The following is a 26058-nucleotide window of genomic DNA, read 5'->3' as shown; positions in this document are numbered from 1 at the left end:
CGCGGATCTCCGATCGGATGTGGCCCTGAGCGGTAACTGGTTCAATCGAGAGGCACGAGCAGCGGGCGACCCGGGAGAGAACCATCGCGATGACACGCCGACGCGGAATCCGACTGGCCGCGCGGGATGCGCTCCACGTCTTCGTGGGGGACACCGACCCCGAAGCCCCGCCGCCGACCATGGTGAGTTTCTACGTGTTCGACGCCCGGGCAGGCGAGGCTCCGATCCGTACCCGTGAAGACGCCGTCACCTGGATCGGGGAACGTCTGCATCGCACACCGGCGCTCACCCGACGTCTGCACCGCGTGCCGGCGGACCTCGACTTCCCCTACTGGGTGGAGACGGACGTCGACCCGGACGACCACGTCCGGTACGAGACGATCGGACCGACCTCGCGCAGCGAATTGCATCGGATGCTCGCGTCGACGAAGGAACGCCGTCTCGATCTGTCCGCACCGCCGTGGGAAGTGCACGTCCTGACCGATATTCGCGGCGTCGAGGACCTCCCCGAGGGCGCCACGATCGTCGCGCTGCTCCTGCACCACTCGGTGACCGACGGGCTCGGAGCCGTCGAGATCGCTCGTGCGCTGCTCGACGATCCGTCTGCCACCCCTTCGGCGGGAGGACGAGTTGTCGCCGTACCCGGAACGGTCCGCGCGGCGGCAGCCTTGCCCTTCCGGTACGCGAGGATGCTCCCGGCCCTGGTCGCAGCACGTCGCGCTCGACGAGCGCTGGGTGGTCTCACCGCCTCGGGGGAGATCACCACGCCCCGGCCGCAACGTCCCCGCACCCGCTTCGACACCGACGCCGGCGGTCCCTGGCAGCTCGGCATCGTCCGTATGCCGCTGCCGGAGGTGCGTGCCGTCGCGCGCGCCACGGACACCTCGGTGAACGACCTGCTCCTGACGGTCGTCTCGGGCGGACTTCGCGCCTACCTCGCGTCCTACGAGGAGATTCCCGCCGACTCGCCGGCGGCGATCGTTCCGGGATCGCTCCGAGACGGGGCGGGAACGGAGTCGGAGAACAAGGTCACGCTCATGTATGTCGACCTGCACATCGACCGGACGGATCCGCGCGAGCGACTCCGCCGAGTCCACGAGTCGGCCGCTCTCGAGAAACAGCGCATCCGGCGTCCGGAGTCGGCTGCCTCCGTTGCAGCGGTGGATGCATCGCCCGCGTTCGACCTGGCGATGACGATCCGACGAGCGCACCGCAGGCGGGTGGGGCCCACGGGAGACGTGGTGCCGCTGGCCAACACCACCGTGACGAACGTGCCCCGCGGGCCGGTCGAGAGTCTCCGCTTCGGTGACAGTCCCGCCGTCGAGGCGATCGGTACTCCGATGCTCAACCGGAACTATGGTCTCGTCCACTCCGTGACGTCGCTCGGCGAGGTTCTCACCTTGTCTTTTCTGGTATCGGACTCCTGCATGCCCGACCCCGGGCAGTACGAGCGGTATCTCGCCGAGGCCTTTGCGGAACTGTCCCGGGACTGCCTGCCTCCGGGCGCCCGGACGGTTTCCGGTACCGGCCGCGATTCGACGCCGGACGGGCGCCTGGAAGAATGAACGACGTGACTGCGACGATCCTGGACGGCAAAGCAACCCGCGACGAAATCTTCGAGGACCTGAAGGTCCGCGTGGATGCGCTGAAGGCCAAGGGCGTCACGCCCGGCCTCGGCACGATCCTCGTCGGCGACGATCCGGGATCCGCGGCCTATGTGCGCGGCAAGCACAACGACTGCGCGAAGGTCGGCATCACGTCGATCCGCAAGGATCTGCCCGCCGACATCACCCAGGAGCAGCTGTTCGAGGCGATAGACGAGCTCAACGCCGATCCCGCCTGCACCGGCTACATCGTGCAGCTCCCGCTGCCGAAGCATCTCGACGAGAACGCGGCGCTCGAGCGCATGGATCCGGGCAAGGACGCCGACGGACTGCACCCGGTCAACCTCGGCCGGCTCGTGCTCGGCAAGGAGGCTCCGCTGCCCTGCACGCCGCGCGGCATCATCCACCTGCTGCGCCGCTACGACGTGGAGATCGCCGGCGCGCACGTGGTGGTGGTCGGTCGTGGCGTCACCGTCGGTCGCCCGATCGGTCTGCTGCTGACCCGTCGTTCGGAGAACGCGACGGTCACCCTCTGCCACACCGGCACCCGTGATCTCGCTGCAGAGGTGCGTCGCGCCGACATCATCGTCGCAGCCGCAGGTGTTCCCGGCCTGGTGACGGCGGACATGGTCAAGCCCGGCGCCGCGGTGCTGGACGTGGGTGTCTCCCGCACTGAGGACGGACTGCGCGGCGACGTCGCCGCCGACGTGCGCGAGGTCGCGGGCTTCGTGTCCCCGAACCCCGGTGGCGTCGGACCGCTGACCCGCGCCTTCCTCCTGACCAACGTCGTGGAGCGGGCCGAGCAGCTCGCGCCCCGATAAGCGGGTCGACGACCCCGGGAGACGAGATGGCTCAGGCTCTGCGATTCACGCGTCTGAACCTGCCGCTGCTCGCGGTCACCCTGGTGATCGCGGCAGCGGTGATCCTGGTGATCGCCGACCGGTGGCGACGCGGAGCGTTCGTCTTCGGCGGCGCCACCATCCTCGCCGGCCTGTTCCGCTGGGCTCTCGACGAGGACAAGGTCGGTGTCCTCGCGGTACGCGGCAAGACGTTCGATGTCGTCTCGATGATGGTCGTCGGCGGAATCGTCGTGGCGCTCGCCGCGTCGATCGACCCGCTGGGAACCGACTAGCCCTCGGCGAGCTTCATCAGTTCGACGAGGAGCTTCGCGACCTCGTCGGCCTCGGTGAGGAATCCGTCGTGCCCGTCGCGGGAGACGAGCACACGCAGGTCGCCCGATCCCGGGAGCAGATCCGCGATCTCCTGCTGCAGGCGCAGCGGATACAGCCGGTCGGAGTCGACGCCGGCGACGATCGTCGGGACCGGGGTGGACGCGAGTGCGGCCTCGACGCCGCCGCGTCCGCGCCCGACGTCGTGCCGGTTCATCACGTCGGACAACACCACATAGGTACCGGGATCGAAGCGCGCGACGAGCTTGCGCGCCTGGTGCTCGAGATAGCTCTGCACGGCGTACCGGCCGCCGCGCCACGGGTCCTCGTCGTCCTGGGGGAGATTCCCGAAGCGCGTGTCGAGTTCGAGTTCGGTCCGGTAGGTGAGGTGCGCGATGGTCCGGGCGATGGCGAGCCCGGCTTCGGGACGCCGCCCCGTGCCGTAGTAGTCGCCGCCCTGCCAGTCGGGGTCGGCCGAGATGGCAGCCATCTGCGCGCTCTGGGTGCCGATCTGGTCGGCGGTCGCGCGGGCACCGGTGGCGAGGACGAGCGACGCCCGCACCCGCTCCGGGTACGCGATGATCCACTCCAGGGTGCGCATGCCGCCCATCGACCCGCCGGTCACGGCGGCGAGGACGTCGATGCCGAGCCTGTCGAGCAGCGCAACCTCGGCCGCCACCTGGTCGCGCACGGTGATCAGCGGAAAGCGGGATCCCCAGGCCTTGCCGTCGGGTGCGGTGCTGCCGGGGCCGGTGGAGCCGCGGCACCCGCCGAGGATGTTCGTCGAGACCACGCACCAGCGATCGGTGTCGATCGGAGCGCCCGGGCCGACCATGCCCGACCACCAACCGGGGGACGGATGGTCCGGTCCGGCGGGGCCGGTGACGTGCGAGTCGCCGGTGAGGGCGTGTTCGACGAGCACCACGTTGTCGCGGGCGGGGGACAGTTCGCCCCACCTCTGCACGGCGATCGTGACGTTCGGCAGCGTCTCGCCGCTCTCGAGCGCGAGATCGCCGATGTCGATGGTGTCGAGGCGTCCGTCCGACGGGGGCAGTTCGACGCGACGCCGCTCGGTGCCCGCCGTCAAGAGATGACCGCCTCGAGGCTCGCGGTGGGCTGGCAGCGCCGGCTGCGGATGTCGGTCATCGTGTCCTTCCGGCGGTGATGGGAGGTGTGATCGTGGCTTGCGTGCGACAGCACATCATCATCTCAGTCCTCCCGACAACAGGCTTGTCGGTGGGGTTCCACCGACCGTGTCATCACCCGGAGCACCCCACCCCGGTCGGAGGGTTGCCGGCCAGCAAGCCGGGGCTTGACGCTGGCACTCATGACTTTCCCGGCAGTCTAGCGACTCTCCGTCGCAGGGTCCTATGCACCCTCTGAACATCCCTGACCAGCAGGAAAGTTACCGGTCGGTAGGGCGTGGGGGTGGGACGAGGCGCTTTGCGGTCATCGGCAATAGCAGTACGCTTGTCATGTTTGGCCGCGGTCCAGGACGTGGACACGGCCATGCTCGCTGCTCGCGAGCCGACGGCGATCGCACCCACAAAGTGCGGTCGATTGGGGACCTACAGAAACGTCCTAGGAGGACACGAAGCGCATATGTCCAAGATCAAGGTTGAAGGTAAGGTCGTCGAACTCGACGGCGACGAGATGACCCGCATCATCTGGCAGTTCATCAAGGACAAGCTGATCCACCCGTACCTGGACGTGGATCTCGAGTACTACGACCTCGGCGTGGAACACCGCGACGCCACCGACGACCAGGTGACGGTCGACGCGGCGAACGCCATCAAGAAGCACAACGTCGGCGTCAAGTGCGCCACCATCACCCCCGACGAAGCGCGTGTCGAGGAATTCGGTCTGAAGAAGATGTGGCGGTCGCCCAACGGCACCATCCGTAACATCCTCGGCGGCACCATCTTCCGCGCGCCCATCATCATCTCGAACGTACCGCGTCTGGTGCCGGGCTGGACCAAGCCCGTCGTCGTCGGCCGTCACGCGTTCGGCGATCAGTACCGCGCCACCGACTTCAAGGTCGACCGCCCGGGCACCGTCACCATCACCTTCACGCCCGAGGACGGCAGCGAGCCGATCCAGCACGAGGTCTGCCGGATCCCCGAGGACGGCGGCGTCGTGATGGGTATGTACAACTACAAGAAGTCCATCCAGGACTTCGCGCGTGCATCCTTCTCCTACGGCCTGCAGCGCAACTACCCGGTCTACCTGTCGACCAAGAACACGATCCTGAAGGCCTACGACGGCATGTTCAAGGACGAGTTCCAGCGGATCTTCGACGAGGAGTTCAAGACCGAGTTCGAGGCCGCCGGTCTCACCTACGAGCACCGCCTCATCGACGACATGGTCGCATCGTCCCTCAAGTGGGAGGGCGGCTACGTCTGGGCCTGCAAGAACTACGACGGCGACGTCCAGTCCGACACCGTCGCGCAGGGCTACGGCTCGCTGGGTCTGATGACCTCCGTCCTGATGACCCCGGACGGCAAGACCGTCGAAGCGGAGGCCGCACACGGCACCGTCACCCGGCACTACCGTCAGCACCAGCAGGGCAAGCCGACGTCGACCAACCCGATCGCGTCGATCTTCGCCTGGACCCGCGGACTCGAGCACCGCGGCAAGCTGGACAACACCCCCGAGGTCATCGAGTTCGCGCAGCAGCTCGAGGACGTCGTCATCAAAACCGTCGAAGCCGGTCAGATGACCAAGGACCTCGCACTGCTCGTCGGCCCCGAGCAGGGCTGGCTGACCACCGAGGAGTTCCTCGCCGCACTCGACGAGAACCTGCAGAAGGCTCGCGCCTGATCTTCCGCTCCGTTCTCGACAGCATGTACACGGGACGCCCGAATCGGGCGTCCCGTGTCGTGTTTCCCGAGCACTCCCGGCACCGGCTACCGTTTCGTGTACCACTGTCAGTCGCATCACCGTAGGGCCCGGGAGGAGGACGGCCGTGACCACCACTGCCACCGACTCCGAAGGCCGCGGCGGAGCGCACGCCCGCCGACGGTTCTGGACGCGGGTGTGGATGCTGATGTTCGGCTCGGCGCTGGCCTACCTGCCGGTCGCCCTCGCCCCCAACCTGATCCATGCGATCGCCCGCCGCACCGACGAACTGGCCTACGACCGGTCCACGCCGGTGCGCAGCGGCGTGCTCACCACCCTCACGATGGGTGAGGCCGCCGCCGTCCTCGGGGTGCTCGCCGCCCTCGTCATTGCGCTCAATCTCATCGCGTGGTCGCTCGGCCCCGCCATCACCGCCGAGGGTTCGTCCCGATCGACCGAGGCGCTGCGCCTCGAACACCTCGAATTGTGCGGGTCGGTGTTCGGCGTCGGGGCGACGATGACCTTCGTCGCTGCGCTGCTCGACGGCCTCCCGCACTCCGTGGATCTGGCGGCGCTGCTGCTGTTCCCGGCGGTCTTCGTGATCGTGGTGCTCAGCCAGGATCTGTTCCTCGCGACCCAGCGCGGCGTCGGTGCCCGCCGTCGTCTGCGCCGGGAGGCGTCACTGCTGCGCCGACGCGAACTGCTCGCCACGGCGGCGAGGCTGCGACCGGACGACCCGCGGGTCGCCGGCCACCCCTTCGCGGCGCTCGCCGTCGAACTCGCGGTCCTGGCCGTCGTCACGGTGGTGACGGGGCTCCTCATGATCGTGGTGTTCGACGACGAGTCGGGTTCCGGGCCCCTCCTGGACTCCTCGGACGTCGCTTTCGTGGTGGTCACGTCCGCGATCACGATGTTCACGGCTGTCGTCCTCGTGCTGTGGACGGTCCGCTGCTGGTTGCTCCGCCGATACGTCGGCGCGGTCCTGGCCGCGGCCCTGGGTGGCACCCTCTACGTCGTGGTCGGTGCGGGAATCGTGTGGGCGGCACTCGACGAGGACGCCGTCGCCGAGGCGATCGCCTCCGCCGCCGTCCTGTACGCCTGGATAGTGCTGCCGGCCGCCGTCCTGCTCCTCGGCACCGTCGGGGTCGGCCGTCGGGGTCGGTTCCCGGGTGTCATCGCCGCCCTGCGCGCCGCGGTGTTGCGCGAGCGGTACCGGGTGCGGCGCGCCGAGCTCGACGGTGGCCGGAGGAACGGTCGAGCGGAGGGGTCCGTCCCGCCGCTCCGTCATCTGATCGTGCGGGCGCGCACCGTCGCCCGTGTCGCTCCGGCGGACCGGACATGACGACGGGGACGTCCTCCTCGGAGGACGTCCCCGTCGATCCACTCGTCTACCGGTGTGCGCCCACCGGTTCGGGCTCCGTTGCCCGCTGCCGCTCCGTCTGCTCGGTCAGCAGGTGGCCGAACAGACCCCCGGCGCGCAGCCATTCCCACTCGAGGGGAGTGTCGATCCGACAGAGCGCCGTGCCCTCCCACGCGATCTCGCCCGCACGGCGGACCCGGACGGTGATCTCGGTGGTCGATCCGAGATCGGCCAGTCCGATCAGGTCGATATCCTCACTGCCGTCGAAGGTCTCCGGGGTGGGTCCCTGCCACTGGATCGGCAGGACGCCCATCGCGACCAGATTGGTGCGATGGATGCGTTCGAAGCTACGGGCGAGGACCGCGCGGATGCCGAGCAGCCGAGTGACCTTCGCGGCCCAGTCCCGCGCCGATCCGGCGCCGTACAGTTCACCGGCGACCACCACGACCGGCGTGCCCTGCCGGCGGTGGTACTCGGCGGCCTCGTGGACGGGCACCGGCTCCTCACCGGGTGCCGTGCGCGTCCAGCCACCCTGCTTCTCGGGCACGAGCAGATTTGCGAGGCGGGTGTTGGCGAAGCCACCCCGGATCATGACGTCGTGATTGAGCCGCCGGGAGCTGAAAGTGCCCAGCGCCCGGTCGCCCACACCGCGCTCGCGGAGCCAACGCCCTGCTGCGGAGTCCGGCAGGACCCGTGCGACCGGCGAGATGTGGTCGGTGGTGACCGCATCGCCGAGGACCAGCAGAGGCCGCGCGGTCAGATCCCCCGTGAGGGTGGGAGACGTCAGCTCCGGGTCGGTGAAGGGCGGGCGACGGATGCTGCCGGCCTCCCCGTCCCAGCGGTAGTGCTCGCCGCGCGGGTACTCGAGTTCCTGCCAGCGCGTGGTGGTCAACTCCCGGTGCGCGTCGCGCCCGAGTGCGGTGGCCTCGTGCTCGGCCAGCAGCGCGTCGATCTCCTCGTCGGAGGGCCACAGGTCGGCGAGGGTGACGTCGGTGCCGTTCTCGGCCCGCCCGATCGGTTCGCTCGTCACATCGATGCGGACGTTGCCCGCGAGGGCGTAGGCCACGACCATCGCGGGGGAGGCGAGGTAGGCGTGTGCGACGGCCGGGTGGATGCGTCCGGTGAAGTTGCGGTTGCCCGACAGCACCGCCGCGAGCGCGGTGTCCTTCGCCCGGTCGGCTCCGGACAGGGCCGGGCTGAGCGGCCCGGAATTGCCCATGCAGGTGCCGCATCCGAATCCCGCGACCTGGAAGCCGAGCCGGTCGAGGTGGTCCTGCAGACCCGCCGAGGCCAACAGATCGGCGGCCGCCCGCGAGCCGGGCGTGAACGACGTCTTCGTCCAGGCCGGCGGACGCAGACCGGCCGCGACGGCGTTGCGCGCCAGCAGACCCGCTGCGACCAGCGATCGGGGATTGGACGTGTTGGTGCAGCTGGTGATCGCGGCGATCGCAATGTCGCCATCGAGCGGTCCGCTCTCGCCGCGGGAGGCCGGAACCTCGGCGGGCGACAAGGCGTCGTGCGGCCGGGACGGTCCGGCGAGGGTGGTGGTGATGCTCCCGAGGTCGATCGACAGACCGGTCTCGAACCGGGGTGCCGGGCTGCTCGGGGTGCGGAACAGACCCTGGGCTCTCAGGTACTGCTCGGCGAGCCGGACACGCTCGGGGGAGCGGCCCGTTGCGGCCAGGTACTCGATCGTCCGGCGATCGGCGGGGAACCACGCCATCGTCGCCCCGTATTCGGGTGCCATGTTGGCGACGGTTGCGCGGTCGGGCACCGACAATGCCTCCAGGCCCGGACCGTGGAACTCGACGACGGCGCCGACGACGTTCAGTGCGCGCAGCTTCTCGGCGAGGGTGAGGGCGAGATCGGAGGCGAACACCCCGGGGGCGAGACGTCCGGTGAGCTCGATGCCGACGACGCGGGGCACGCGGATCATGACGGCCTGCCCGAGGGCGGCGGCGGTGGCCTCGATGCCGCCGACGCCCCAGCCGGTGACGCCGAGAGCGTTGATCATCGTGGTGTGCGAGTCGGTGCCGACCAGGCTGTCCAACGCTGCGACGTGACGGCCCTCGGATTCGGATTCGGTCGTGGTCACGACCGGTGCGAGGACCTCGAGGTTCAGCTGGTGACAGATGCCGAGCCCCGGAGGCACGACCCGGAGGTCGGGAAGCCGGTCCTGCGCCCAGCGCAGGAAGCGGTACCGATCGCGGTGACGCTCGTACTCCAGATCGATGTTGCGAAGTGCCGCTTCGGGATTCGCGTATTCGTCCACCTCGAGTGCGTGATCCACGACCAGGTCGAGGGGCAGCGCCGGTTCCAGTGCGGACGTGTCCAGACCCTCGGCCCGGGCACGTTCGAGCAGGGTGATCATGTCGGCCAGCACCGGGATGCCCGAGGCGTCCTGGAACAGCACGCGACCCGGGAAGAACGGGATAGCGGCCGTCTCGTCGCGGCGGGTGACGGCGTGGACGTGCTCGGGCAGCGCCTGCGGATGACCCTGGTGACGCAGGATGCCCTCGACGAGCGTCCTCAGCGACCACGGCAGGTCGGAGATCGGTCCGGCGCCGTGCGCTTCGGCCTCGGCCAGGCTGTAGTAGTGCAGGGGAGTGCCGGCCTCGTCCGCGACCGGCAGCGCGGTCAGAGAGCGGAAGGGATCGGTCGTCATACCGCGCCTTCTTCCCGGAAGCGGGTGATCTGCTCGTCGCTGAAACCGATCTCGCGGAGGATCTCGTCGGTGTGCTCTCCGAGCGTCGGCGGTGCAGTATCGGGACGGACCGACTCACCGTCGACGTGCGTGGGCAGACCGAGGACCTGGACGGTGCCGGATCCGGCCGCCACATCCAGTTCGGAGATCAACCCGCGGTGGCGGATCTGATCCGAGCGCAGCGCTTCCGACACCGGAGCGACGGGCGCAGCAGGAACGCCGGTGTCGAGCAGAATCTCGTCCCACTCGGCCGCCGTCTTCTCCTTGAGCGAGATCTCCAGTTCGTCGCGCAGGATCTCGCGGTTGCGCTTGCGGTCCTCGCGGGTGACGAAACGGGGGTCGGTGACGAGCTCCTCGCGGCCGAGCACCGTGCACAGGATCTCGTACTGTTCCTGCTTGTTCGCTGCGATGTTGAGGACACCGTCGGCAGTCCGGAACGCACCCGACGGCGCCGAGGTCATGTTCTCGTTGCCCATCGGTACCGGCTCCTTGCCGGTCACCAGATGGTTGGAGACCACCCAGCCCATCGAGGTGATGGCCGCGTCGAGCATCGACGTGTCCAGATACGCGCCCTGCCCGGTCTGTCGCTGGCGGACGATGGCGGCGCACACCGTCATGGCCGCGGCCATACCGCCGAAGCTGTCGCAGACGGGATATCCGACGCGCAGCGGCGCGGATTCGGTGTCGCCGGTGACGCTCATGATGCCGGACAGTCCCTGGACCACCTGGTCGTAGGCGGGTCGGCTGCTCATCGGGCCGGTGGCGCCGAATCCCGAGACAGCGCAGTAGATCAGGCGCGGATTGAGTTCGTGCAGGCGTTCCCAGTCGAAGCCGAGGCGGGCGAGCACGCCCGGGCGGAAGTTCTCGAGCAGCACGTCGGCGTCCGCGAGTAGCTGCTCGAAGACCTTCTTGCCACCTTCGGTCTTGAGGTTGACCGTGACCGAGCGCTTGCCGGCGTTCTGGGCGAGGAAGGACACCCCCATGTATTCGGCGCTGAGGTCGGGATCGGCGCCGAGCTGGCGGGCCAGGTCGCCGCTGCCGGCGGTCTCCACCTTGACGACATCCGCGCCGAGCAGGGCCAGTTGGTAACCCGCGAAGGGGCCGGCCAGAACGTTGGTCATGTCGAGGACGCGCACGCCCTCGAGAAGGTTTGTGGTCACAGGAAGGCCTCCACGGTTCCGAGCCCGGCAGCACTGATCTGCCGGGCGGTGTCGGTTACGGCATCGACATAGGCGGCGACCCGGTCGGCGGTGAAGCGCGACGTGGGGCCACTGATCGACAGGGCTGCGATGACACGGCCGTCGGCGGACAGGATCGGCGCGGCGACCGCGGAAGCGCCGAGCTCCCGATCGCCGTGGGTGATGGCGTAACCCGCCTCCCGCGCTCCGGCGGCCTCGGACCTCAGGTCCGCCGTGCTCGTCGTGCCCTCCTGCTCGGCGAGAGCCTGGAGGACGTCGTCCGGGCAGCCACCGAGCAGGATCCGGCCGGCGGCGCCGACGACGAGCGGGTACTGCGCGCCCACCTGGACGACGCTGCGGACCGTCGTCGTGCCCTCGACCTGAGCGACGGAGAGGCGGTGCAGGTCCTGTCGGATGTAGACGTTGACGGTCTCTCCACAGCGATCGCGCAGTTCCGTCATCGATCGCCGTGCCTCGGCACCGATCTCCCACATCGCGTCGGCCAGACCTATCCAGCGGAGGAAGGCGGGGCCGACGCTGTAGGTCGTCGAGTCACCGCGGGTGGCGACGATCCCCTGCGTGGTGAGGGTGCCCAGGAGGCGCACCACCGTCGACTTGGGGAGCCCGGTGATCTCGACGAGTTCGCGCAGCGTCCGGATCGGATGCTCGGCGTCGAAAGCGCTGAGCAGATCGAACGCGCGGGCGACGCTTCGCACGCCGCCGTCGGCTCCGGTGACCGTCGATGCCTGTGTCATGCGAGTCACTCTAGGTCCGTAGAACGGTTCAGGCAATCCGTAGAATGGATCAATGAAGCATTTGCCCTGGAATATTGTTGATGTGTTCCGTTGGATGAGAGAAATTGGTCTTCCTGATCCGTCTTGTGGAACGTCCGGTCGTGGGGTGAACCATCCTCACGGGAGGCTTCTCCCACAGTGGGGCAGTCGCGTCGCCGGCGTCGGCTACGGTGACCCGGTGCCTCTCGTGATCACCACCGTGAACGTCAACGGCGTGCGCGCAGCCGCAGCCAAGGGTCTCGTCGACTGGCTCGCCTCGTCGGCCGCCGACATCGTGTGCCTGCAGGAGGTGCGGGCCACCGAGAAGCAGTTCCACGCCGCGATCGCCCCGGCACTCGAGGCCGGATGGCACTGCGTCGGCGCGGAGTCCTCGGCCAAGGGCCGCGCCGGGGTGGCGATCCTCTCGCGCGTACCGGCGGACGCGGTCTGCGTCGGATTCGACGTCGACGAGTTCGCGTCGGCCGGCCGCTACATCGAGGCCGACTTCGGCGATGTGACGGTGGGGAGCCTGTATCTGCCGACCGGTGAAGCGCAGACGCCGAAGCAGGACGAGAAGGAACACTTCATGAAGAGCTTCGCGACCTACCTCGCCGAGCGGTACGCCGCGGTGACGGCCGCAGGTCGCGACATGGTGGTGTGCGGCGACTGGAACATCGCCCCCACCGAGCGGGACATCAAGAACTGGAAGGGCAACGTCAAGAAGTCCGGCTTCCTGCCCGAGGAGCGCGCGTGGGTCGGCGACCTCCTCGAGGCCGGCTGGCGCGACGTGGTACGCGACCTCCACGGCGACGTCGCTGGCCCCTATTCGTGGTGGTCGTACCGCGGCAAGGCATTCGACACCGATGCAGGCTGGCGCATCGACTACCACCTCGTGACCCCGGGCCTGGCGGCCCGCGCAACCGAGGCCCGCGTCGAACGCGCAGCGAGCTACGACCAGCGTTGGTCCGACCATGCACCGGTGACGGTGACCTTCGATCGCTGACCGCTTCTGCGGATCGCCGCAGAAGTGCCCACCTCGGTGGCAGCGCGGCGTGGCCTGCGTGGAATCATCGACGGCATGTCGAGCACTGCAGAACAGAACGCCACGAAGCCGAAGGCCCGCCCCCGTGTGCTGTCCGGCATCCAGCCCACCTCGGATTCGTTCCACCTCGGGAACTTCCTCGGGGCGCTGGCACAGTGGGTTCCGGCGCAGGACGAGAACGACGCCTTCTACTTCATCCCGGACCTGCACGCGATCACCGTTCCGCATGAGCCGAAGTTGCTGCGCAAGCGCGTGCTCGTCTCCGTGGCGCAGCTGCTCGCGATCGGTATCGATCCGGAGAAGTCCGTGCTGTTCGTGCAGAGCCAGGTGCCCGAGCACGCCGAGCTCGCCTGGATCCTGAGCTGCATCACCGGTTTCGGTGAGGCCAGCCGGATGACGCAGTTCAAGGACAAGTCGGCCAAGCAGGGCACCGAGCACGCCGGAGTCGGCCTGTTCACCTATCCGATCCTCATGGCCGCCGACATCCTGCTCTACCGCGCGAGCCACGTGCCGGTGGGGGAGGATCAGCGTCAGCACCTCGAACTCACGCGAGATCTCGCGCAGCGCTTCAACTCCCGCTTCGGCAAGACCTTCGTCGTCCCCGAGCCGACGATCGTCAAGGAGACCGCGAAGATCTACGACCTGCAGGATCCGACGTCGAAGATGAGCAAGTCCGCGGCGACCGACGCGGGCCTGATCAACCTGCTCGACGATCCGAAGGTCTCGGCGAAGAAGATCCGCTCCGCGGTCACCGACAACGAGCGTGAGATCCGTTTCGACCGGGAGAACAAGCCCGGTGTGTCGAACCTGCTCACGATCCAGTCGGCGCTGTCGGGTCGCAGCATCGACGAACTCGTCGCCGGCTACGAGGGCAAGGGCTACGGCGATCTGAAGGCCGACACCGCAGAGGTCCTCACCGAGTTCGTCACGCCGATCCGCACCAAGGTCGACGAGTACCTGGCCGACCCGGCCGAACTGAACCGCATTCTCGCGGGCGGCGCGGACCGCGCTCGCGAGGTCGCATCCCGCACCTTGGCGCAGGTCTATGACAAGGTGGGTTTCCTGCCGCGGACCTAGACGAAGGAGCATCTGGATGGCCGGCGAACCCGACGAGAAGCCGGGATTTCTCGAACGTCAACGCGCGGCCCATCCGGTGCTCGACCGCGTCCTTCGGGCCGGGGTGCGGTACCAGGAGAACAAGGGCGACTACTACGCGGCCGGCCTGACCTACTTCACGGTGCTGGCGATCGTCCCGATCATCATGGTCGTGTTCTCTCTGGCCGGTTTCGTGCTCGCCGGGCGACCCGAACTGCTCGACCAGATCCGGCAGATCATCTCCGAGAACATCCCCGGTCAGCTCGGCGGCACCGTGCAGAGCCTGATCGACTCGGCGATCGAATCCCGCGGCGCCGTCGGTCTCATCGGTCTGTTCACCGCCTCGTACGCCGGTCTGGGCTGGATCACGAATCTTCGCGAAGCCCTCACCGCCATGTGGGAGCACCCGCGCGACAAGGGCAACTTCTTCGTGGTCAAGCTGCGCGACGGCGGCGCACTCCTCAGTCTCGGCCTCGCGATGACCGTGTCGCTGGGGCTCTCGGCGCTGAGCAGTGGGCCGATCGCGCGCAGGATCGTCGAGCTGCTCAACATGGAGAATCTCGTCGGCATCGGCGTGGGTCTGCGCATTCTGGCACTGGTGACGGCCACCGCCGCCACCGCTCTGGTATTCACCTGGGTGATCGCCCGCCTGCCCCGCGAACCCGTTCCGTTCCGTAGTGCGCTCGTCGCGGGTCTGATCGCCGGGATCGGTTTCGAGCTGCTCAAGCAGACCGGCTCGATCTACCTCGAACGTGTCCTCAACGGACCGGCGGGCGTCGCCTTCGGCCCGATCCTCGGCATCCTCGTGTTCGGTAACCTCACGGCCCGGCTGGTGCTCTTCTGCACCGCATTCGCAGCGACGTCCCGGGCCAGCCTCGCACTCGCCCACCATCCCGCGCCTACGGGGGCGGTCATCACGCCCCGCCTCGAGGTGCACGAGGGCCTCGACGCGCGCCGCAGTGCTGCGCTCCTCGGTGCGGGCGTGGTCGGTGGACTCCTCGCCGGGCTGCGATTCCGGAGGAAATGAGCGAACTCCCGGGGTGAAAACCCGGTTCGGGGGTGCCGATCGTGCCGCGGACGGACGACGATGGAGGCGTGGCAAAACAGACGCGATCCGCCGCGCCCCGACGCTCGTTCCGGGTGACTCCGCGCAGAGTGCTCGCAGTCGTCCTGGTCCTGCTCGCTGCGCTGTTCGTCCTCCAGAACCGCAACAGTACGAGCATCGACCTCTTCTGGATCTCGCTGCAGGCGCCGCTGTGGTTGGTGCTCGTCGTCATCTTCGCGGTCGGGTGGGTCGCGGGTTTCCTGTTCGCACGCGGCCGCTGATCCCCATCAGCTCGGCCACCGGAAACAGAGCACAGGGGAGTGGGCACAGACGACAGCAGGTCCGTCCCCGAAGGGACGGACCTGCTGTCGTGCGAGGTGATCAGCGAGCGAACATGAGCGCGCGCTTGACCTCCTGGATCGCCTTCGTCACCTGGATGCCACGGGGGCACGCGTCGGTGCAGTTGAAGGTGGTGCGGCAGCGCCACACGCCTTCCTTGTCGTTGAGGATGTCCAGACGCTCGGAGGCACCCTCGTCACGCGAATCGAAGATGAACCGGTGCGCGTTGACGATCGCGGCGGGGCCGAAGTAGCTGCCGTCGCTCCAGTACACCGGGCACGAGGTGGTGCAGCACGCGCACAGGATGCACTTGGTGGTGTCGTCGAACCGGGCACGGTCGGCCTGCGACTGGATGCGCTCGCGGGTCGGCTCGTTGCCGGAGGCGATGAGGAACGGCTTCACGGCGCGGTAGGCGTCGAAGAAGGGCTCCATGTCGACGACGAGGTCCTTCTCGACCGGAAGGCCACGGATCGGCTCGATCGTGATCGTGACGTCCTTGCCGTTCTTGTCCAGCATGTCCTTCATGAGGATCTTGCAGGCGAGACGGTTGACGCCGTTGACACGCATCGCGTCCGAGCCGCACACGCCGTGGGCGCAGCTGCGACGGAAGGTGAGCGTGCCGTCGAGGTAACCCTTGACGTAGCCCAACAGGTTGAGCAGACGGTCGGACGGCAGTGCCGGCACCTGGAACGAATCCCAGTGCTGACCCTTGTCGTCCTCCGGGTTGAACCGGGCGATCTTGAGGGTGACCATCGTCGCGCCCTCGGGCACGGGTGGCAGTGTCGACGCGCCCGTGTCGGTCTTCTCGATGGTTGTCATCAGTACTTACGCTCCATGGGCTCGTACCGGGTCTGGACCACCGGCTTGTAGTCCAGGCGAATGTCGGAGATCAGTTCCTCGCCCACCTTGTACGCCATGGTGTGCTTGAGGAAGTTCTCGTCGTCGCGCTTCGGGTAGTCCTCGCGGGCGTGTCCGCCACGCGATTCCTTGCGGTTCAGCGCACCGACGACGGTGACCTCGGCCATCTCGAGGAGGAAGCCGAGTTCCAGCGCCTCGAGCAGGTCGCTGTTGTAGCGCTTGCCCTTGTCGTGGACGGTGATCTCCTTGTAGCGCTTCTTCAGCTCGTGGATGTCGTTGAGCGCCTGCGTCAACGTTTCCTCGGTGCGGAACACCGACGCGTTGTTGTCCATCGTCTGCTGCAGCTCGGTGCGGATGTCGGCCACCCGCTCCTTGCCGCCCTGGTGCAGGATCAGATCGAGCCAGTCGTCGACGTACTTCGTCGGCTGCTCGGGCATCTCGACGTGCTTCGTGCTGTTGGCGTACTCCGCGGCGGCGATGCCGGCGCGACGACCGAAGACGTTGATGTCGAGCAGCGAGTTGGTGCCGAGACGGTTGGCGCCGTGGACGGACACGCACGCGCACTCGCCGGCCGCGTACAGGCCGGGCACGACGTTCTCGTTGTCGCGGAGGACCTCGCCGTCGACGTTGGTCGGGATACCGCCCATGACGTAGTGGCAGGTCGGGAACACCGGCACGAGCTCGGTGACGGGGTCGACACCGAGGTAGGTGCGGGAGAACTCGGTGATGTCCGGGAGCTTCTCCTCGAGGACGTCCTCGCCGAGGTGGGTCACGTCGATGTAGACGTAGTCCTTGTTCGGTCCGGCGCCGCGACCCTCGAGCACCTCGAGCACCATCGAACGGGCGACGATGTCGCGGGGCGCGAGGTCCTTGATGGTGGGGGCATAGCGCTCCATGAACCGCTCGCCGTCGGCGTTGCGGAGGATGCCGCCCTCACCACGCACGGCCTCCGAGATGAGGATGCCGAGACCGGCCAGGCCCGTCGGGTGGAACTGATGGAACTCCATGTCCTCGAGCGGCAGGCCCTTGCGGAAGATGATGCCGAGGCCGTCACCGGTGAGGGTGTGGGCGTTCGACGTCGTCTTGTACATACGGCCCGAGCCGCCCGTCGCGAAGACGATGGCCTTGGCGTGGAAGACGTGGATCTCGCCGGTCGCGAGCTCGTACGCGATGACACCCGTCGCGACGGGACCGTTCTCGGTCTCGGTGAGGGTGATGTCGAGCGCGTAGAACTCGTTGAAGAACTCGACGTCGTGCTTGACGCAGTTCTGGTACAGCGTCTGCAGAATCATGTGGCCGGTGCGGTCGGCGGCGTAGCACGCGCGACGGACCGGGGCCTTACCGTGGTCGCGGGTGTGACCACCGAAGCGACGCTGGTCGATCTTGCCCTCGGGCGTCCGGTTGAACGGAAGACCCATCTTCTCGAGGTCGAGAACGGCGTCGATGGCCTCCTTGGCCATGATCTCCGCAGCGTCCTGGTCGACCAGGTAGTCGCCACCCTTGACGGTGTCGAAGGTGTGCCACTCCCAGTTGTCCTCTTCGACGTTCGCGAGGGCGGCACACATGCCGCCCTGAGCGGCGCCGGTGTGGCTGCGGGTGGGGTAGAGCTTCGTGAGCACTGCGGTGCGCGCACGCGGGCCGGCTTCGATGGCCGCGCGCATGCCGGCGCCGCCGGCGCCGACGATGACTACGTCGTAACGATGTTCCTGCATGAAGGTTCGGCTCCCCTAGCTCGCCGTGATGTTCGGGTCGAAGGTGAAGATCACGTAGGTGCCCAGGCCCATGATCAGGATCATCGACACGACGAGGATCGTGTTGAGCCAGAACCGGGTGGAGTCCTTACGTGCGTAGTCCGCGATGACGGTGCGCAGACCGTTACCGCCGTGGAGCTGCGCGAGCCACAGCATCGACAGGTCCCAGATCTGCCAGAACGGGCTGGACCAGCGGCCTGCGACGAACGCGAAGTTGATGCGGTGCACGCCGTCATCGAGCATCAGCATGATGAAGAGGTGACCGAGGACCAGGATGATCAGGGCCAGGCCGGACAGGCGCATGAACAACCAGGCGTAGAGCTCGAAGTTGTTCTTCGCGGCGCGACGCGGCGAGCGCGGGTTGTCCAGACCGGCGGGCCGGTCGTATTCCTTACCGAGGGTCTTCGCTTCGGTCATGTCAGTGCCCCGCAAACGTGTTGTAGAGGATGCGAACGGACGCGGGGATCATCACCACGAACCAGATCGCGAGGATCGTCCAGAGCATCACGCGCTGGTACTTCGGGCCCTTCGACCAGAAGTCCACGAGCATGACCCGCAGGCCGTTGAGTGCGTGGTACAGGACCATCGCGACCAGGCCGAGCTCCATGAGGCCGACGATCGGATTCTTGTACGTTTCGATCACCGCGTCGTAGGTCTCGGGGTTGACCCGGACGAGTGCGGTGTCGAGGACGTGGACGAAAAGGAAGAAGAATGTCGCCACGCCGGTGATCCGGTGCAATACCCAGGACCACATGCCGGGGTCTCCCCGGTAAAGCGACCGTGTGCGCCCCGCCTTTGCGGGGGCGGCTTCAGTCGTGCTGCTCATCGAGTGCTGTGCCTCCAACGTCAATGGTGGACGCGTCGAGCTGCTCCTACCTGTGGGGGATTCCGCAGTACGGGCCCGACGTGAACCTGAACCGACTTGGATCGACTCTAGACCCATCCCAAACTCGGGAACTAATCTCCTGCCCCGTTCGTACAGGGCTCCAAATGCGAAGTTAGGTTTGCCTTTCCAACTGTGATTTGGCGCGGTGGGGGTCGCCTACCGTCGTCCATGCCACCGTGACAGGATGGTGAACCATGCCGGACATCGACTGGAAAATGTTGCGCGCCAAAGCACATGAGGTGATGAGTCGAGCCTACGCTCCCTACTCCGGGTTCCCGGTGGGGGCTGCCGGCCTCACCGTCGACGGTCGGACGGTCCTCGGGTGCAATGTGGAAAATGTCTCACACGGACTGGGTCTGTGTGCCGAATGCGTACTCGTCGGTAACTTGTTCGCCCAGGGTGGAGGCCGTCTCCGGGCCGTCGCCGTCTGCGACTCCCGAGGCCACGTCCTGACCCCGTGCGGCCGGTGCCGGCAGGTGCTTCTCGAACACGGCGGCCCCGATCTCGAGGTCGACGCCCAGGGCGGCCCGCGTCGCCTCTCCGATCTCCTCCCCGACGCGTTCGGCCCCGACGATCTCGCGGCCGTGCGGGAGAACGAGGACCGCCGTGCCTGACATCGTCACCGTCATTCGCCGCAAGCGCGACGGCCACGAACTCTCCGGCGCCGAGATCGACTGGGTCATCGAAGCGTTCACCCACGGCATCGTCTCCGACGCCCAGATGGCGGCCCTGGCGATGGCGGTCTGGTTCCGCGGCATGAGCCGGGCCGAGACGGCACGCTGGACCACCGCCATGATCGACTCCGGTCGTCGCCTCGATTTCTCCGCTCTCGGCCTGCGCACCGTCGACAAACACTCGACAGGCGGTGTCGGGGACAAGATCACCCTGCCGCTCGCACCGCTCGTCGCGGCGTGCGGCGTCGCGGTCCCGCAACTGTCGGGCCGCGGTCTCGGTCACACCGGCGGCACCCTGGACAAGCTCGAGGCGATCCCCGGCTGGAAGGCCGATCTGACCACCGCGGAGATCGCCGAGATCCTCAGCGACCCGGCCGTCGGTGCGGTCGTGTGCGCGACGAGCGCCGATCTCGCCCCCGCCGACCGCAAGCTCTACGCGCTGCGCGACGTCACCGGAACCGTCGAGTCGATCCCGCTCATCGCCAGCTCGATCATGAGCAAGAAGATCGCCGAGGGCACCGGAGCCCTCGTCCTCGACGTGAAGGTCGGCAGCGGCGCCTTCATGAAAGAACTCGGCGAGGCCCGCGAGCTGGCGCGCACCATGGTCGAACTCGGCACCGACGAAGGGCTGCCCACGACGGCCCTGCTCACCCGCATGGACAGCCCGCTCGGACGCACGGCGGGCAACGCGCTCGAGGTCCGGGAGGCCGTCGAGGTGCTCGCCGGCGGCGGACCCGACGACGTCGTCGAGCTGACCCTGGCCCTGGCCCGCGAGATGCTCGCCGCCGCCGGTGTCGATGACGTCGATCCCGCCGACCGGCTGCGGGACGGCACCGCGATGGACCGGTGGAACGCGATGATCGCCGCCCAGGGTGGCGACCCCGCAGCGACGTTGCCGGTCGCGACCCACACCGAGACCTTCCACGCCGACGCCGACGGAGTGCTCTCCGAACTCGACGCGTACGAGGTCGGCATCGCCGCGTGGCGACTCGGAGCCGGCCGCGAACGTCAGGGTCAGGACGTCCAGCCCGGGGCCGGTATCGAACTGCACGCGGTCCTCGGCGATCGCGTCCGCGCGGGACAGCCGATCGCGACGCTGCACACCGACACTCCGGGACGTATCCCCGACGCGCTCGCCGCCCTCCGCGGCGGTGTCCGCATCTCCGACACGGCCCCCGTTCGGCAGCCGCTCGTGATCGAACGGATCCGGGCGTAGAGGTCCGGCGGCCGGAGACCGAGCGGAACCGGCCGCCGCCGACTACCGTCCCGATCATGAACGGCCGTCTGACTCCCGAACTCGTTCGCACCGCACCCAAAGTGGTCCTTCACGACCACCTGGACGGCGGCCTCCGTCCCCGGACGGTCCTCGAACTCGCGGACGCGTGCGGATGGTCGTTGCCCGCGGACACCGAAGAGGATCTCGCCCGGTGGTTCCGCGAATCCGCCGACAGCGGGTCGCTCGAGCGCTATCTCGAGACGTTCGAGCACACCGTCGCCGTGATGCAGACGGCAGAAGGACTCGAACGCGTCGCACGCGAATGCGTCCTCGACCTCGCAGACGACGGTGTGGTGTACGCCGAGGTGCGCTTCGCACCCGAGCAGCACCTGGAGAAAGGGCTGTCGCTGGACGAGGTCGTCGAGCATGTCCTCGAAGGCTTCCGCGCCGGGGAATCGGAGGTGGCGGCGGGAGGTCGTCGCATCCGGGTGCGCTGCCTGCTCACCGCGATGCGGCACGCTGCACGCTCGCTGGAGATCGCCGAACTCGCCGTGCGCTTCCGGGACCGCGGCGTGGCGGGCTTCGACATCGCCGGCGCCGAGGCGGGCAACCCGCCCAGCCGTCATCTCGACGCCTTCGAGTACACCCGCGCGGCCAACGCGCACTTCACCATCCACGCCGGTGAGGCGTTCGGTCTCCCGTCCATCCACGAAGCGGTCGCCTTCTGCGGCACCGACAGGCTCGGCCACGGTGTGCGCATCGTCGACGACATCGAAGTGCACGACGACGGAACCGCCACTCTGGGCCGGCTCGCGAACTACATCCGCGACAAGCGCATCCCGCTCGAACTGTGCCCGTCGTCGAACGTGCAGACCGGCGCGGTGCGCACGCTCGCCGAGCATCCCTTCGACCTGCTGGCCCGCCTGCGCTTCCGTGTCACCGTCAACACCGACAACCGATTGATGAGCGACACCACGATGACGCAGGAGATGGTGCGGCTCGTCGAGACCTTCGACTACGGCTGGGTCGACCTCGAAAGGTTCACGATCAACGCGATGAAGTCGGCCTTCCTCCCGTTCGACCAGCGGCTGGAACTGATCGACGACGTCATCAAGCCTGGATACGCCGTCCTCGTCGGGTAGAGACCGCGACCCGCAGATACCTCTATGGGTGCGCGGAGCGGGAAATGGTCATCGGAGCGCGCTACAACGCGCTCTTGTGACCACTTCGCGCGCCGGAGTGGAGCCGACCCGACGCGGGTCGCGTCAATGCTTGCGCAGTCGCGCCTCGAACTCGCGCTCGAGTTCGCGCCAAGCAAGGGACTCGGTGTCGAACGGCGGCTTGGGTGCCGTGCGTCCCGAATCGGGTTCGATCACGTGGTTGACGAACCAGCCGAGCTCCGTGGACGCGGCGAGCGCGGCCTCCGTCGAGTCGTCGTCCGCGAAGTTCGCTGCGTCGACGAACAACTCGACCGCGAGTTCGAGCTGGTCGGGGTCGACGGCCGCGACACCTCCGGCGATGTCGTCGGCGATTCCGGTGAGCACGTAGACGTTGTCGTCGGTGACCGTCACGTCGAGCGATCCGTCGACGGCGGCGAGCTGGATCTCCGTGTACGGCTCGAGCGTCGCGAGGTCGTGGTCGTGGTTGTCGGCGAGGTGGCGGGCCAGCGCGCGCTCGGAGGGGAAGACGTCGATCGTGCCGTCGTGGCCGAGGAAGACGGCGTCGTCGTTCACGTAGCACCGCAGCGAGTACCAGGTGCCGTCGGTCGTGATGATCCGGATGGGATCGATGCCGACCCGGGCCCAGAACTCGTAGCCGTCGTCCTCGTCATCGCCGTCGATGAACTCGTACTCGTCGTCGGCATCGACGTCCTCGACCGTGTCGTCCGCCTCGACCTCGTTCTCGTCGACAGCGACGAGCTCGGATTCGATCTCGGCGACCACTGCGGCGTCGACATCGGGAGTGGAGATCACGGCGTCGAGCGCGTCGATCACGCCGTCCCAGTCCTGCGCGACCGCGGTCCCGACGCGATTCCACAGGTCGAGGCCCTCACGCGTGCGGAAGGCCGAGACACCGTGCTGCAGCAGGAGGTCGATCTCCTCGCGTTCGAAGAACTTCGTCACGACATCGAGATCGCAGACGTCGCCGAGGATGCTCACGATGTCGAAGGTGTCCTGCAGTTCGGACACCGAGACGGGATCCGGGTCGTCGGCCACGAGCTCGGGGACGCCGACGAGGTCGTAGGTGTGCGGCTCGTCGGGTTCGAACTCCGAGGCCGCGAGTTTGGACACGATCGGCCACGCCTCGTGCTCGACGAGGTCGTTGTCGGCACCCGAACGCACGAACGCGACGAGCTCGGGGACCGACGGGAAGGCGTACAGATCGTCGCCGTGGCCGAGGAATGCCTCCCACTCGTCGTCGCCTTCGCGCCAGCGCGGCGCCCAGAGCGTCACGAGGTTGCCGTCGGTGAGACCGAGCTCGATCGGGACGATGTCTCCAGCCATGGCGCGAAGCCTAGCCATGTCCGCGCCGAGAATATAGCCGGGGGCCGCTCGCTATCGGTTTCATCGCGTCACCGGACGGTCGCCGACGGTGACCGGACCGTCGTCGCTCGCGGCGAGGGCCGCGCGGAGCTCGTCGATCGCGGAGACGCGCGCGGCAGCGGCCTGCCGTGCGGCCTCGTGAACGGTCGCGAGGATCACCGCGGCCAGTTCCCGGGGGTCGGTGCCGCCGATCGGCTCGGCCAGCTCGAGTCCTTCGAGCGCTCCCGAACCGTCCACGCGGGCGGTCACCCGTCCGTCGGGACTGCTCGCGGTACCCCGTACCGCGCCGAGCTGCTCCACCGTGCGTTCGAGCGCATCGAGCCGGATGTGGGCCCGGTCGACGATCGCCTCCACCATCCGTTCGCTCATCGGACGAGACCTCCACGACGATCGGTCGGTCCGTCCGCCAGGTCGGCGCGGGACGGCAGCCGCATCCGGTCGAGGATCTCGCGGGGGACACCTTCGGCGGCGAGGCGTTCGCCCCGGACCACCGCAGCCTCGAGGGCGGCCTGCCGGTTCAGGGCGAGGATCTGATCGGCCAGTTGCCGTGCTCCGTAACGCAACTCACCGGGGTCGATGCGAAGGTCCACCGGCAGTCCACCGTCCGTCGTCCGCACCGAGATCGTTCCGGCCGAGTTGTGGGCGGTGGCCGTGATCGGTTCCGTCGTCGTGCTGTCCATACCGGGTTGGACGCAGCGCGAGCCCGGCCGGTTCCCCTCCGGTGCGGAATTCTCCGGAATCAACCGGCGGTCGGTCGGTAGACGCCGTGGAAGGCCATTGCGCCGTTGGTGGTGCGCATCGGCGACACGGAGACGGGATCGCCTGCCTCGACCATGAGGCCGTTGCCCACCACCATCGCCACGTGCCCGTCCCACACGACGAGGTCTCCGGGCAGGGCGGCCGCAGGATCGACCCGCGTGCCGACGTCCTGTTCCTGGGCCAACCGCGGCAGTTCGACGCCGGCCTGCGCGTAGGCGTACTGCGTCAGCCCGCTGCAGTCGAGCCCGGAGCCGGGGCTCGTGCCGCCCCACACGTACGGGGTGCCCTGCTGGGCGAGGGCGTGACGCACCGCTGTCGCCGCGGTCTCGTTCGGCGCCCGGCTGACGCTACCGTCCGGGAGCCGCACCTCCACGCCCGCGGAGAACCCTCCACCGAAGGTGTGCAGCGTGCGTGGGTCGTCACCGGCCGGGTCGGGGTCGTGGTGGTCGCCGGAGCCGATCGGGGGAGTGGAGGGCTCGGGTGGGAGGAGTGCGGACGCCCGATCGGTCAGCTCCGCGAGGGTTCCGGTCACCCGTGTCAGCACGTCCAGCCCGGTGACGAGGTGGTCGATCGCCACTGCGAGGAGTGCGAGCTGACCCTGCGGAAGCGACGTCGCGGGTGCGGCCTGCTCGGCGAATGTGACGAACGAATCGACGAGACGAGCGATCTCGACCGCACCGGTGACGACCGTGACGGTCGCCTCGAGCGCGATCCCGGCCAGCGCCACCCCACGATCGGCCGCCGTGAGCACGTCGGTGAGCACCTGCTCGGCACTCGCGATCGCCTGCGAGGCAGCCGGGCCACCCCAGGCCCAGGCGAGCTCGGCGACGGCGTCGCGCCCGGCCGCGTGCACCTCCTCGGCCCATTGCGCACCGATGCGCACCATCTCACCCGGATCCACGCCGGGTGGCAGCGCGGTGCCGAACGCGTCGAGCAGGCCGGTCAGCGGCGCGACGAGCGCGTCGGCCGGGATCACAGTGACTCCGCGACGGAGCCGAGTCGTGCGGCGGTGTCGTCGCTGGTCCGCGCGTAAGCAAACGCGGATGCCCTGGCGGCATCTCCCATCCCGCCGAGCAGGTCACCGAGCCGGTCGAGATCGCGCACGTGGGCTGTGTGGGTCGCGGTGAGTGCGGCGAGCACCGGTGCTCCGATCGGACCCAGTGCGGCGCTCAGCGACGAGGGGTCGCCGTGCCGTGTCCGTTCGGCGGCCTCGTGCAGGCGGGCGGCAAGTTCGGCGGCGTCGTCGCCGAACCTCCCGACGGCGCTCGTGTCGATCCGTATCGCGTCCCTACCGGAGTACTCGGTCACCTCGTCGCCTCTCGCGTCGTTCCTGTGGGATTCGGCACCTTCGGGCGGTTCCGTCCCTGTCGGGTACGACGCACCCGACTGTCGATCGGTTCCGTCGTTCTATCCTTCGGACATGGATTCGCTCGTCGTCGACCACCCGCTCGCTGCTTCGCTCCTGACCATCCTTCGTGACGAACGCAGCGACAACGCTGCCTTCCGGCACGCGTTGAGGCGGCTCACCCAGATGCTCGTCTACGAGGCGGTGCGCGATGCGCCCACCGAGACGTTCGACGTGAAGACGCCGGTCGCGGTGACGACGGGAGTGCGCCTGCAGCAGCCTCCGCTGCTCGTCCCGGTTCTTCGCGCCGGCCTCGGCATGGTCGAACAGGCCCACGCCCTGATTCCTCAGGCGCAGGTCGGTTTCGTCGGTCTCGCTCGTGACGAGAAGACATTCGAGCCGGTGCCCTATCTGGAGTCGCTGCCGGAGGACCTGTCGGGTCTTCCCGTCTTCGTGCTCGACCCGATGCTCGCGACCGGTGGGTCGATGGTGCACACCCTCGACATCCTCGCCCAACGCGGTGCCACGGATATCACCGCGATCTGTGTGGTCGCGGCGCCGCAGGGCGTCGAGGCCCTTGCTGCCTCGGGTCATCCGGTCCGGTTGGTCACGGCGTCGGTCGACGAAGGTCTCAACGAGAACAAGTACATCGTGCCGGGTCTCGGGGATGCGGGGGACAGGCAGTTCGGACCGCGGTAAATCGCGCGTCGCCTGTTACTCGTGTGACTGGCGGTACGGATGTGACACCCGACCGCAGTCATCTCGTTATCGAAGAACAACCCGCAGGTCTCGTTTTCTTCTTACGCTCGGTGTGCTCCGTGTGAAGTTCACTGCGTAGGTACAGCCAGAGATGGGGTCGGCGGAATGGCAAAAATCTTC

The 26058-nt window shown here is 68.1% G+C and carries 26 protein-coding genes and 1 riboswitch; of the genes, 13 read left to right on the top strand and 13 right to left on the bottom strand.

Features of this window, described 5'->3' with window-relative positions:
* Nucleotides 1–89 precede the first annotated feature (89 nt).
* The 3 genes from C6Y44_RS17675 to C6Y44_RS17665 are packed head-to-tail and all read left to right on the top strand — an operon-like array spanning nt 90 to nt 2736.
* A complete protein-coding gene (locus C6Y44_RS17675) occupies nt 90–1565 on the top strand; it encodes a wax ester/triacylglycerol synthase domain-containing protein (RefSeq protein ID WP_192378501.1) in 1476 nt (491 codons plus the stop codon).
* A gap of 5 nt (nt 1566–1570) precedes the next feature.
* Nucleotides 1571–2425: a bifunctional methylenetetrahydrofolate dehydrogenase/methenyltetrahydrofolate cyclohydrolase gene (locus C6Y44_RS17670; RefSeq protein ID WP_192378500.1), complete on the top strand. Its 855-nt coding sequence runs from the start codon at nt 1571–1573 to the stop codon at nt 2423–2425.
* Between the two features lie 26 nt (nt 2426–2451).
* A complete protein-coding gene (locus C6Y44_RS17665) occupies nt 2452–2736 on the top strand; it encodes a DUF3017 domain-containing protein (protein ID WP_120279918.1) in 285 nt (94 codons plus the stop codon).
* Here C6Y44_RS17665 and metX read toward each other — a convergent pair.
* Nucleotides 2733–3860, bottom strand: coding sequence for a homoserine O-acetyltransferase MetX (gene metX / locus C6Y44_RS17660; protein WP_159417846.1), 1128 nt, complete (start codon nt 3858–3860; stop codon nt 2733–2735). The two genes, C6Y44_RS17665 and metX, sit on opposite strands and share 4 nt — an antisense overlap.
* Before the next feature lie 134 nt (nt 3861–3994).
* Nucleotides 3995–4106: riboswitch (SAM riboswitch) on the bottom strand.
* Between the two features lie 269 nt (nt 4107–4375).
* Here metX and C6Y44_RS17655 point away from each other — a divergent pair.
* Both C6Y44_RS17655 and C6Y44_RS17650 read left to right on the top strand, forming a co-directional pair.
* Nucleotides 4376–5593 (top strand): NADP-dependent isocitrate dehydrogenase, encoded by a 1218-nt coding sequence (locus C6Y44_RS17655; protein ID WP_120279916.1) that lies wholly within the window; start codon nt 4376–4378, stop codon nt 5591–5593.
* A gap of 145 nt (nt 5594–5738) precedes the next feature.
* Entirely contained in the window at nt 5739–6953 is a 1215-nt protein-coding gene (locus C6Y44_RS17650; protein WP_159417847.1) for a hypothetical protein, read from the top strand.
* A gap of 46 nt (nt 6954–6999) precedes the next feature.
* Here the strand turns inward: C6Y44_RS17650 and acnA are convergent, their stop codons facing one another.
* From acnA to C6Y44_RS17635, 3 genes are read right to left on the bottom strand one after another with little or no spacing between them, the layout of a single operon-like run.
* On the bottom strand, nt 7000–9636 hold the full coding sequence (acnA, locus tag C6Y44_RS17645; protein ID WP_159417848.1) for an aconitate hydratase: 2637 nt from the start codon (nt 9634–9636) through the stop codon (nt 7000–7002).
* A complete protein-coding gene (locus tag C6Y44_RS17640) occupies nt 9633–10835 on the bottom strand; it encodes a CaiB/BaiF CoA transferase family protein (protein ID WP_120279914.1) in 1203 nt (400 codons plus the stop codon). Before C6Y44_RS17640 ends, acnA begins: the two co-directional genes overlap by 4 nt.
* Nucleotides 10832–11608, bottom strand: coding sequence for an IclR family transcriptional regulator (locus tag C6Y44_RS17635; protein ID WP_159417849.1), 777 nt, complete (start codon nt 11606–11608; stop codon nt 10832–10834). Before C6Y44_RS17635 ends, C6Y44_RS17640 begins: the two co-directional genes overlap by 4 nt.
* A 217-nt stretch (nt 11609–11825) precedes the next feature.
* Here C6Y44_RS17635 and C6Y44_RS17630 point away from each other — a divergent pair, with 217 nt between their 5' ends.
* The 4 genes from C6Y44_RS17630 to C6Y44_RS17615 all read left to right on the top strand — a co-directional run bounded on the left by C6Y44_RS17630 (nt 11826) and on the right by C6Y44_RS17615 (nt 15089).
* Nucleotides 11826–12629 carry an exodeoxyribonuclease III gene (locus tag C6Y44_RS17630; RefSeq protein WP_159417850.1) on the top strand — a complete coding sequence of 268 codons (804 nt, stop codon included), beginning with the start codon at nt 11826–11828 and terminating at the stop codon, nt 12627–12629.
* A gap of 75 nt (nt 12630–12704) precedes the next feature.
* Complete coding sequence (gene trpS, locus C6Y44_RS17625) at nt 12705–13745, top strand: tryptophan--tRNA ligase (protein WP_120283541.1); 1041 nt, start codon at nt 12705–12707, stop codon at nt 13743–13745.
* 16 nt (nt 13746–13761) lie between these two features.
* The gene (locus tag C6Y44_RS17620; protein ID WP_159417851.1) at nt 13762–14790 is read left to right on the top strand and encodes a YhjD/YihY/BrkB family envelope integrity protein; all 1029 of its coding nucleotides are present in this window, start codon (nt 13762–13764) and stop codon (nt 14788–14790) included.
* Between the two features lie 68 nt (nt 14791–14858).
* On the top strand, nt 14859–15089 hold the full coding sequence (locus C6Y44_RS17615; protein ID WP_225623587.1) for a LapA family protein: 231 nt from the start codon (nt 14859–14861) through the stop codon (nt 15087–15089).
* 100 nt (nt 15090–15189) lie between these two features.
* Here C6Y44_RS17615 and C6Y44_RS17610 read toward each other — a convergent pair whose 3' ends face one another.
* Genes C6Y44_RS17610 through sdhC form a run of 4 tightly spaced genes read right to left on the bottom strand, consistent with a single transcriptional unit; the run spans nt 15190 to nt 18582 of the window.
* On the bottom strand, nt 15190–15966 hold the full coding sequence (locus tag C6Y44_RS17610; protein WP_006550125.1) for a succinate dehydrogenase iron-sulfur subunit: 777 nt from the start codon (nt 15964–15966) through the stop codon (nt 15190–15192).
* Nucleotides 15966–17717, bottom strand: coding sequence for a succinate dehydrogenase flavoprotein subunit (gene sdhA / locus C6Y44_RS17605; RefSeq protein ID WP_006550126.1), 1752 nt, complete (start codon nt 17715–17717; stop codon nt 15966–15968). Before sdhA ends, C6Y44_RS17610 begins: the two co-directional genes overlap by 1 nt.
* Nucleotides 17718–17732: 15 nt before the next feature.
* Nucleotides 17733–18173, bottom strand: a complete 441-nt coding sequence (locus C6Y44_RS17600) for a succinate dehydrogenase hydrophobic membrane anchor subunit (protein ID WP_159417852.1) — start codon at nt 18171–18173, stop codon at nt 17733–17735.
* 1 nt (nt 18174) lies between these two features.
* Nucleotides 18175–18582: a succinate dehydrogenase, cytochrome b556 subunit gene (sdhC, locus tag C6Y44_RS17595; protein ID WP_159417853.1), complete on the bottom strand. Its 408-nt coding sequence runs from the start codon at nt 18580–18582 to the stop codon at nt 18175–18177.
* Nucleotides 18583–18836: 254 nt separating this feature from the next.
* Between sdhC and C6Y44_RS17590 the strand changes: the two genes are divergently transcribed.
* From C6Y44_RS17590 to C6Y44_RS17580, 3 genes are read left to right on the top strand one after another with little or no spacing between them, the layout of a single operon-like run.
* On the top strand, nt 18837–19256 hold the full coding sequence (locus C6Y44_RS17590; RefSeq protein ID WP_159417854.1) for a cytidine deaminase: 420 nt from the start codon (nt 18837–18839) through the stop codon (nt 19254–19256).
* Nucleotides 19249–20532 carry a thymidine phosphorylase gene (locus tag C6Y44_RS17585; RefSeq protein ID WP_192378499.1) on the top strand — a complete coding sequence of 428 codons (1284 nt, stop codon included), beginning with the start codon at nt 19249–19251 and terminating at the stop codon, nt 20530–20532. The genes C6Y44_RS17590 and C6Y44_RS17585 overlap by 8 nt, the downstream gene beginning before the upstream one ends.
* Nucleotides 20533–20588: 56 nt before the next feature.
* Complete coding sequence (locus C6Y44_RS17580; RefSeq protein ID WP_159417856.1) at nt 20589–21674, top strand: adenosine deaminase; 1086 nt, start codon at nt 20589–20591, stop codon at nt 21672–21674.
* 123 nt (nt 21675–21797) lie between these two features.
* Here the strand turns inward: C6Y44_RS17580 and C6Y44_RS17575 are convergent, their stop codons facing one another.
* Genes C6Y44_RS17575 through C6Y44_RS17555 form a run of 5 tightly spaced genes read right to left on the bottom strand, consistent with a single transcriptional unit; the run spans nt 21798 to nt 25142 of the window.
* On the bottom strand, nt 21798–23036 hold the full coding sequence (locus C6Y44_RS17575; protein ID WP_120279908.1) for a primosomal protein: 1239 nt from the start codon (nt 23034–23036) through the stop codon (nt 21798–21800).
* 60 nt (nt 23037–23096) lie between these two features.
* A complete protein-coding gene (locus tag C6Y44_RS17570; protein WP_120279907.1) occupies nt 23097–23444 on the bottom strand; it encodes a YbaB/EbfC family nucleoid-associated protein in 348 nt (115 codons plus the stop codon).
* Nucleotides 23441–23755 (bottom strand): hypothetical protein, encoded by a 315-nt coding sequence (locus tag C6Y44_RS17565; RefSeq protein WP_120279906.1) that lies wholly within the window; start codon nt 23753–23755, stop codon nt 23441–23443. Before C6Y44_RS17565 ends, C6Y44_RS17570 begins: the two co-directional genes overlap by 4 nt.
* 59 nt (nt 23756–23814) lie before the next feature.
* On the bottom strand, nt 23815–24810 hold the full coding sequence (locus C6Y44_RS17560; protein ID WP_120279905.1) for a C40 family peptidase: 996 nt from the start codon (nt 24808–24810) through the stop codon (nt 23815–23817).
* A complete protein-coding gene (locus C6Y44_RS17555; protein WP_159417857.1) occupies nt 24807–25142 on the bottom strand; it encodes a type VII secretion target in 336 nt (111 codons plus the stop codon). The genes C6Y44_RS17560 and C6Y44_RS17555 overlap by 4 nt, the downstream gene beginning before the upstream one ends.
* 112 nt (nt 25143–25254) lie before the next feature.
* Between C6Y44_RS17555 and upp the strand changes: the two genes are divergently transcribed.
* Entirely contained in the window at nt 25255–25878 is a 624-nt protein-coding gene (gene upp / locus C6Y44_RS17550) for a uracil phosphoribosyltransferase (protein WP_024101551.1), read from the top strand.
* Nucleotides 25879–26058 lie beyond the last annotated feature (180 nt).

The sequence above is a fragment of the Rhodococcus rhodochrous genome (assembly GCF_014854695.1).
GTDB lineage: Bacteria > Actinomycetota > Actinomycetes > Mycobacteriales > Mycobacteriaceae > Rhodococcus.
Note: the sequence above shows the minus strand (reverse complement) of the source record. Positions and strands in the feature narration are given on the sequence as shown.

Bases quoted from the DNA above. Each gene is read 5' to 3' on its own strand.
- C6Y44_RS17675 (WP_192378501.1), top strand. From the start codon at position 90: ATGACACGCCGACGCGGAATCCGACTGGCCGCGCGGGATGCGCTCCAC.
- C6Y44_RS17665 (WP_120279918.1), top strand. From the start codon at position 2,452: ATGGCTCAGGCTCTGCGATTCACGCGTCTGAACCTGCCGCTGCTCGCG.
- C6Y44_RS17655 (WP_120279916.1), top strand. From the start codon at position 4,376: ATGTCCAAGATCAAGGTTGAAGGTAAGGTCGTCGAACTCGACGGCGAC.
- acnA (WP_159417848.1), bottom strand. From the start codon at position 9,636: ATGACGACCGATCCCTTCCGCTCTCTGACCGCGCTGCCGGTCGCGGAC.
- C6Y44_RS17635 (WP_159417849.1), bottom strand. From the start codon at position 11,608: ATGACACAGGCATCGACGGTCACCGGAGCCGACGGCGGCGTGCGAAGC.
- trpS (WP_120283541.1), top strand. From the start codon at position 12,705: ATGTCGAGCACTGCAGAACAGAACGCCACGAAGCCGAAGGCCCGCCCC.
- C6Y44_RS17620 (WP_159417851.1), top strand. From the start codon at position 13,762: ATGGCCGGCGAACCCGACGAGAAGCCGGGATTTCTCGAACGTCAACGC.
- C6Y44_RS17610 (WP_006550125.1), bottom strand. From the start codon at position 15,966: ATGACAACCATCGAGAAGACCGACACGGGCGCGTCGACACTGCCACCC.
- sdhA (WP_006550126.1), bottom strand. From the start codon at position 17,717: ATGCAGGAACATCGTTACGACGTAGTCATCGTCGGCGCCGGCGGCGCC.
- C6Y44_RS17600 (WP_159417852.1), bottom strand. From the start codon at position 18,173: ATGACCGAAGCGAAGACCCTCGGTAAGGAATACGACCGGCCCGCCGGT.
- sdhC (WP_159417853.1), bottom strand. From the start codon at position 18,582: ATGAGCAGCACGACTGAAGCCGCCCCCGCAAAGGCGGGGCGCACACGG.
- C6Y44_RS17590 (WP_159417854.1), top strand. From the start codon at position 18,837: ATGCCGGACATCGACTGGAAAATGTTGCGCGCCAAAGCACATGAGGTG.
- C6Y44_RS17580 (WP_159417856.1), top strand. From the start codon at position 20,589: ATGAACGGCCGTCTGACTCCCGAACTCGTTCGCACCGCACCCAAAGTG.
- C6Y44_RS17575 (WP_120279908.1), bottom strand. From the start codon at position 23,036: ATGGCTGGAGACATCGTCCCGATCGAGCTCGGTCTCACCGACGGCAAC.
- C6Y44_RS17570 (WP_120279907.1), bottom strand. From the start codon at position 23,444: ATGAGCGAACGGATGGTGGAGGCGATCGTCGACCGGGCCCACATCCGG.
- C6Y44_RS17565 (WP_120279906.1), bottom strand. From the start codon at position 23,755: ATGGACAGCACGACGACGGAACCGATCACGGCCACCGCCCACAACTCG.
- upp (WP_024101551.1), top strand. From the start codon at position 25,255: ATGGATTCGCTCGTCGTCGACCACCCGCTCGCTGCTTCGCTCCTGACC.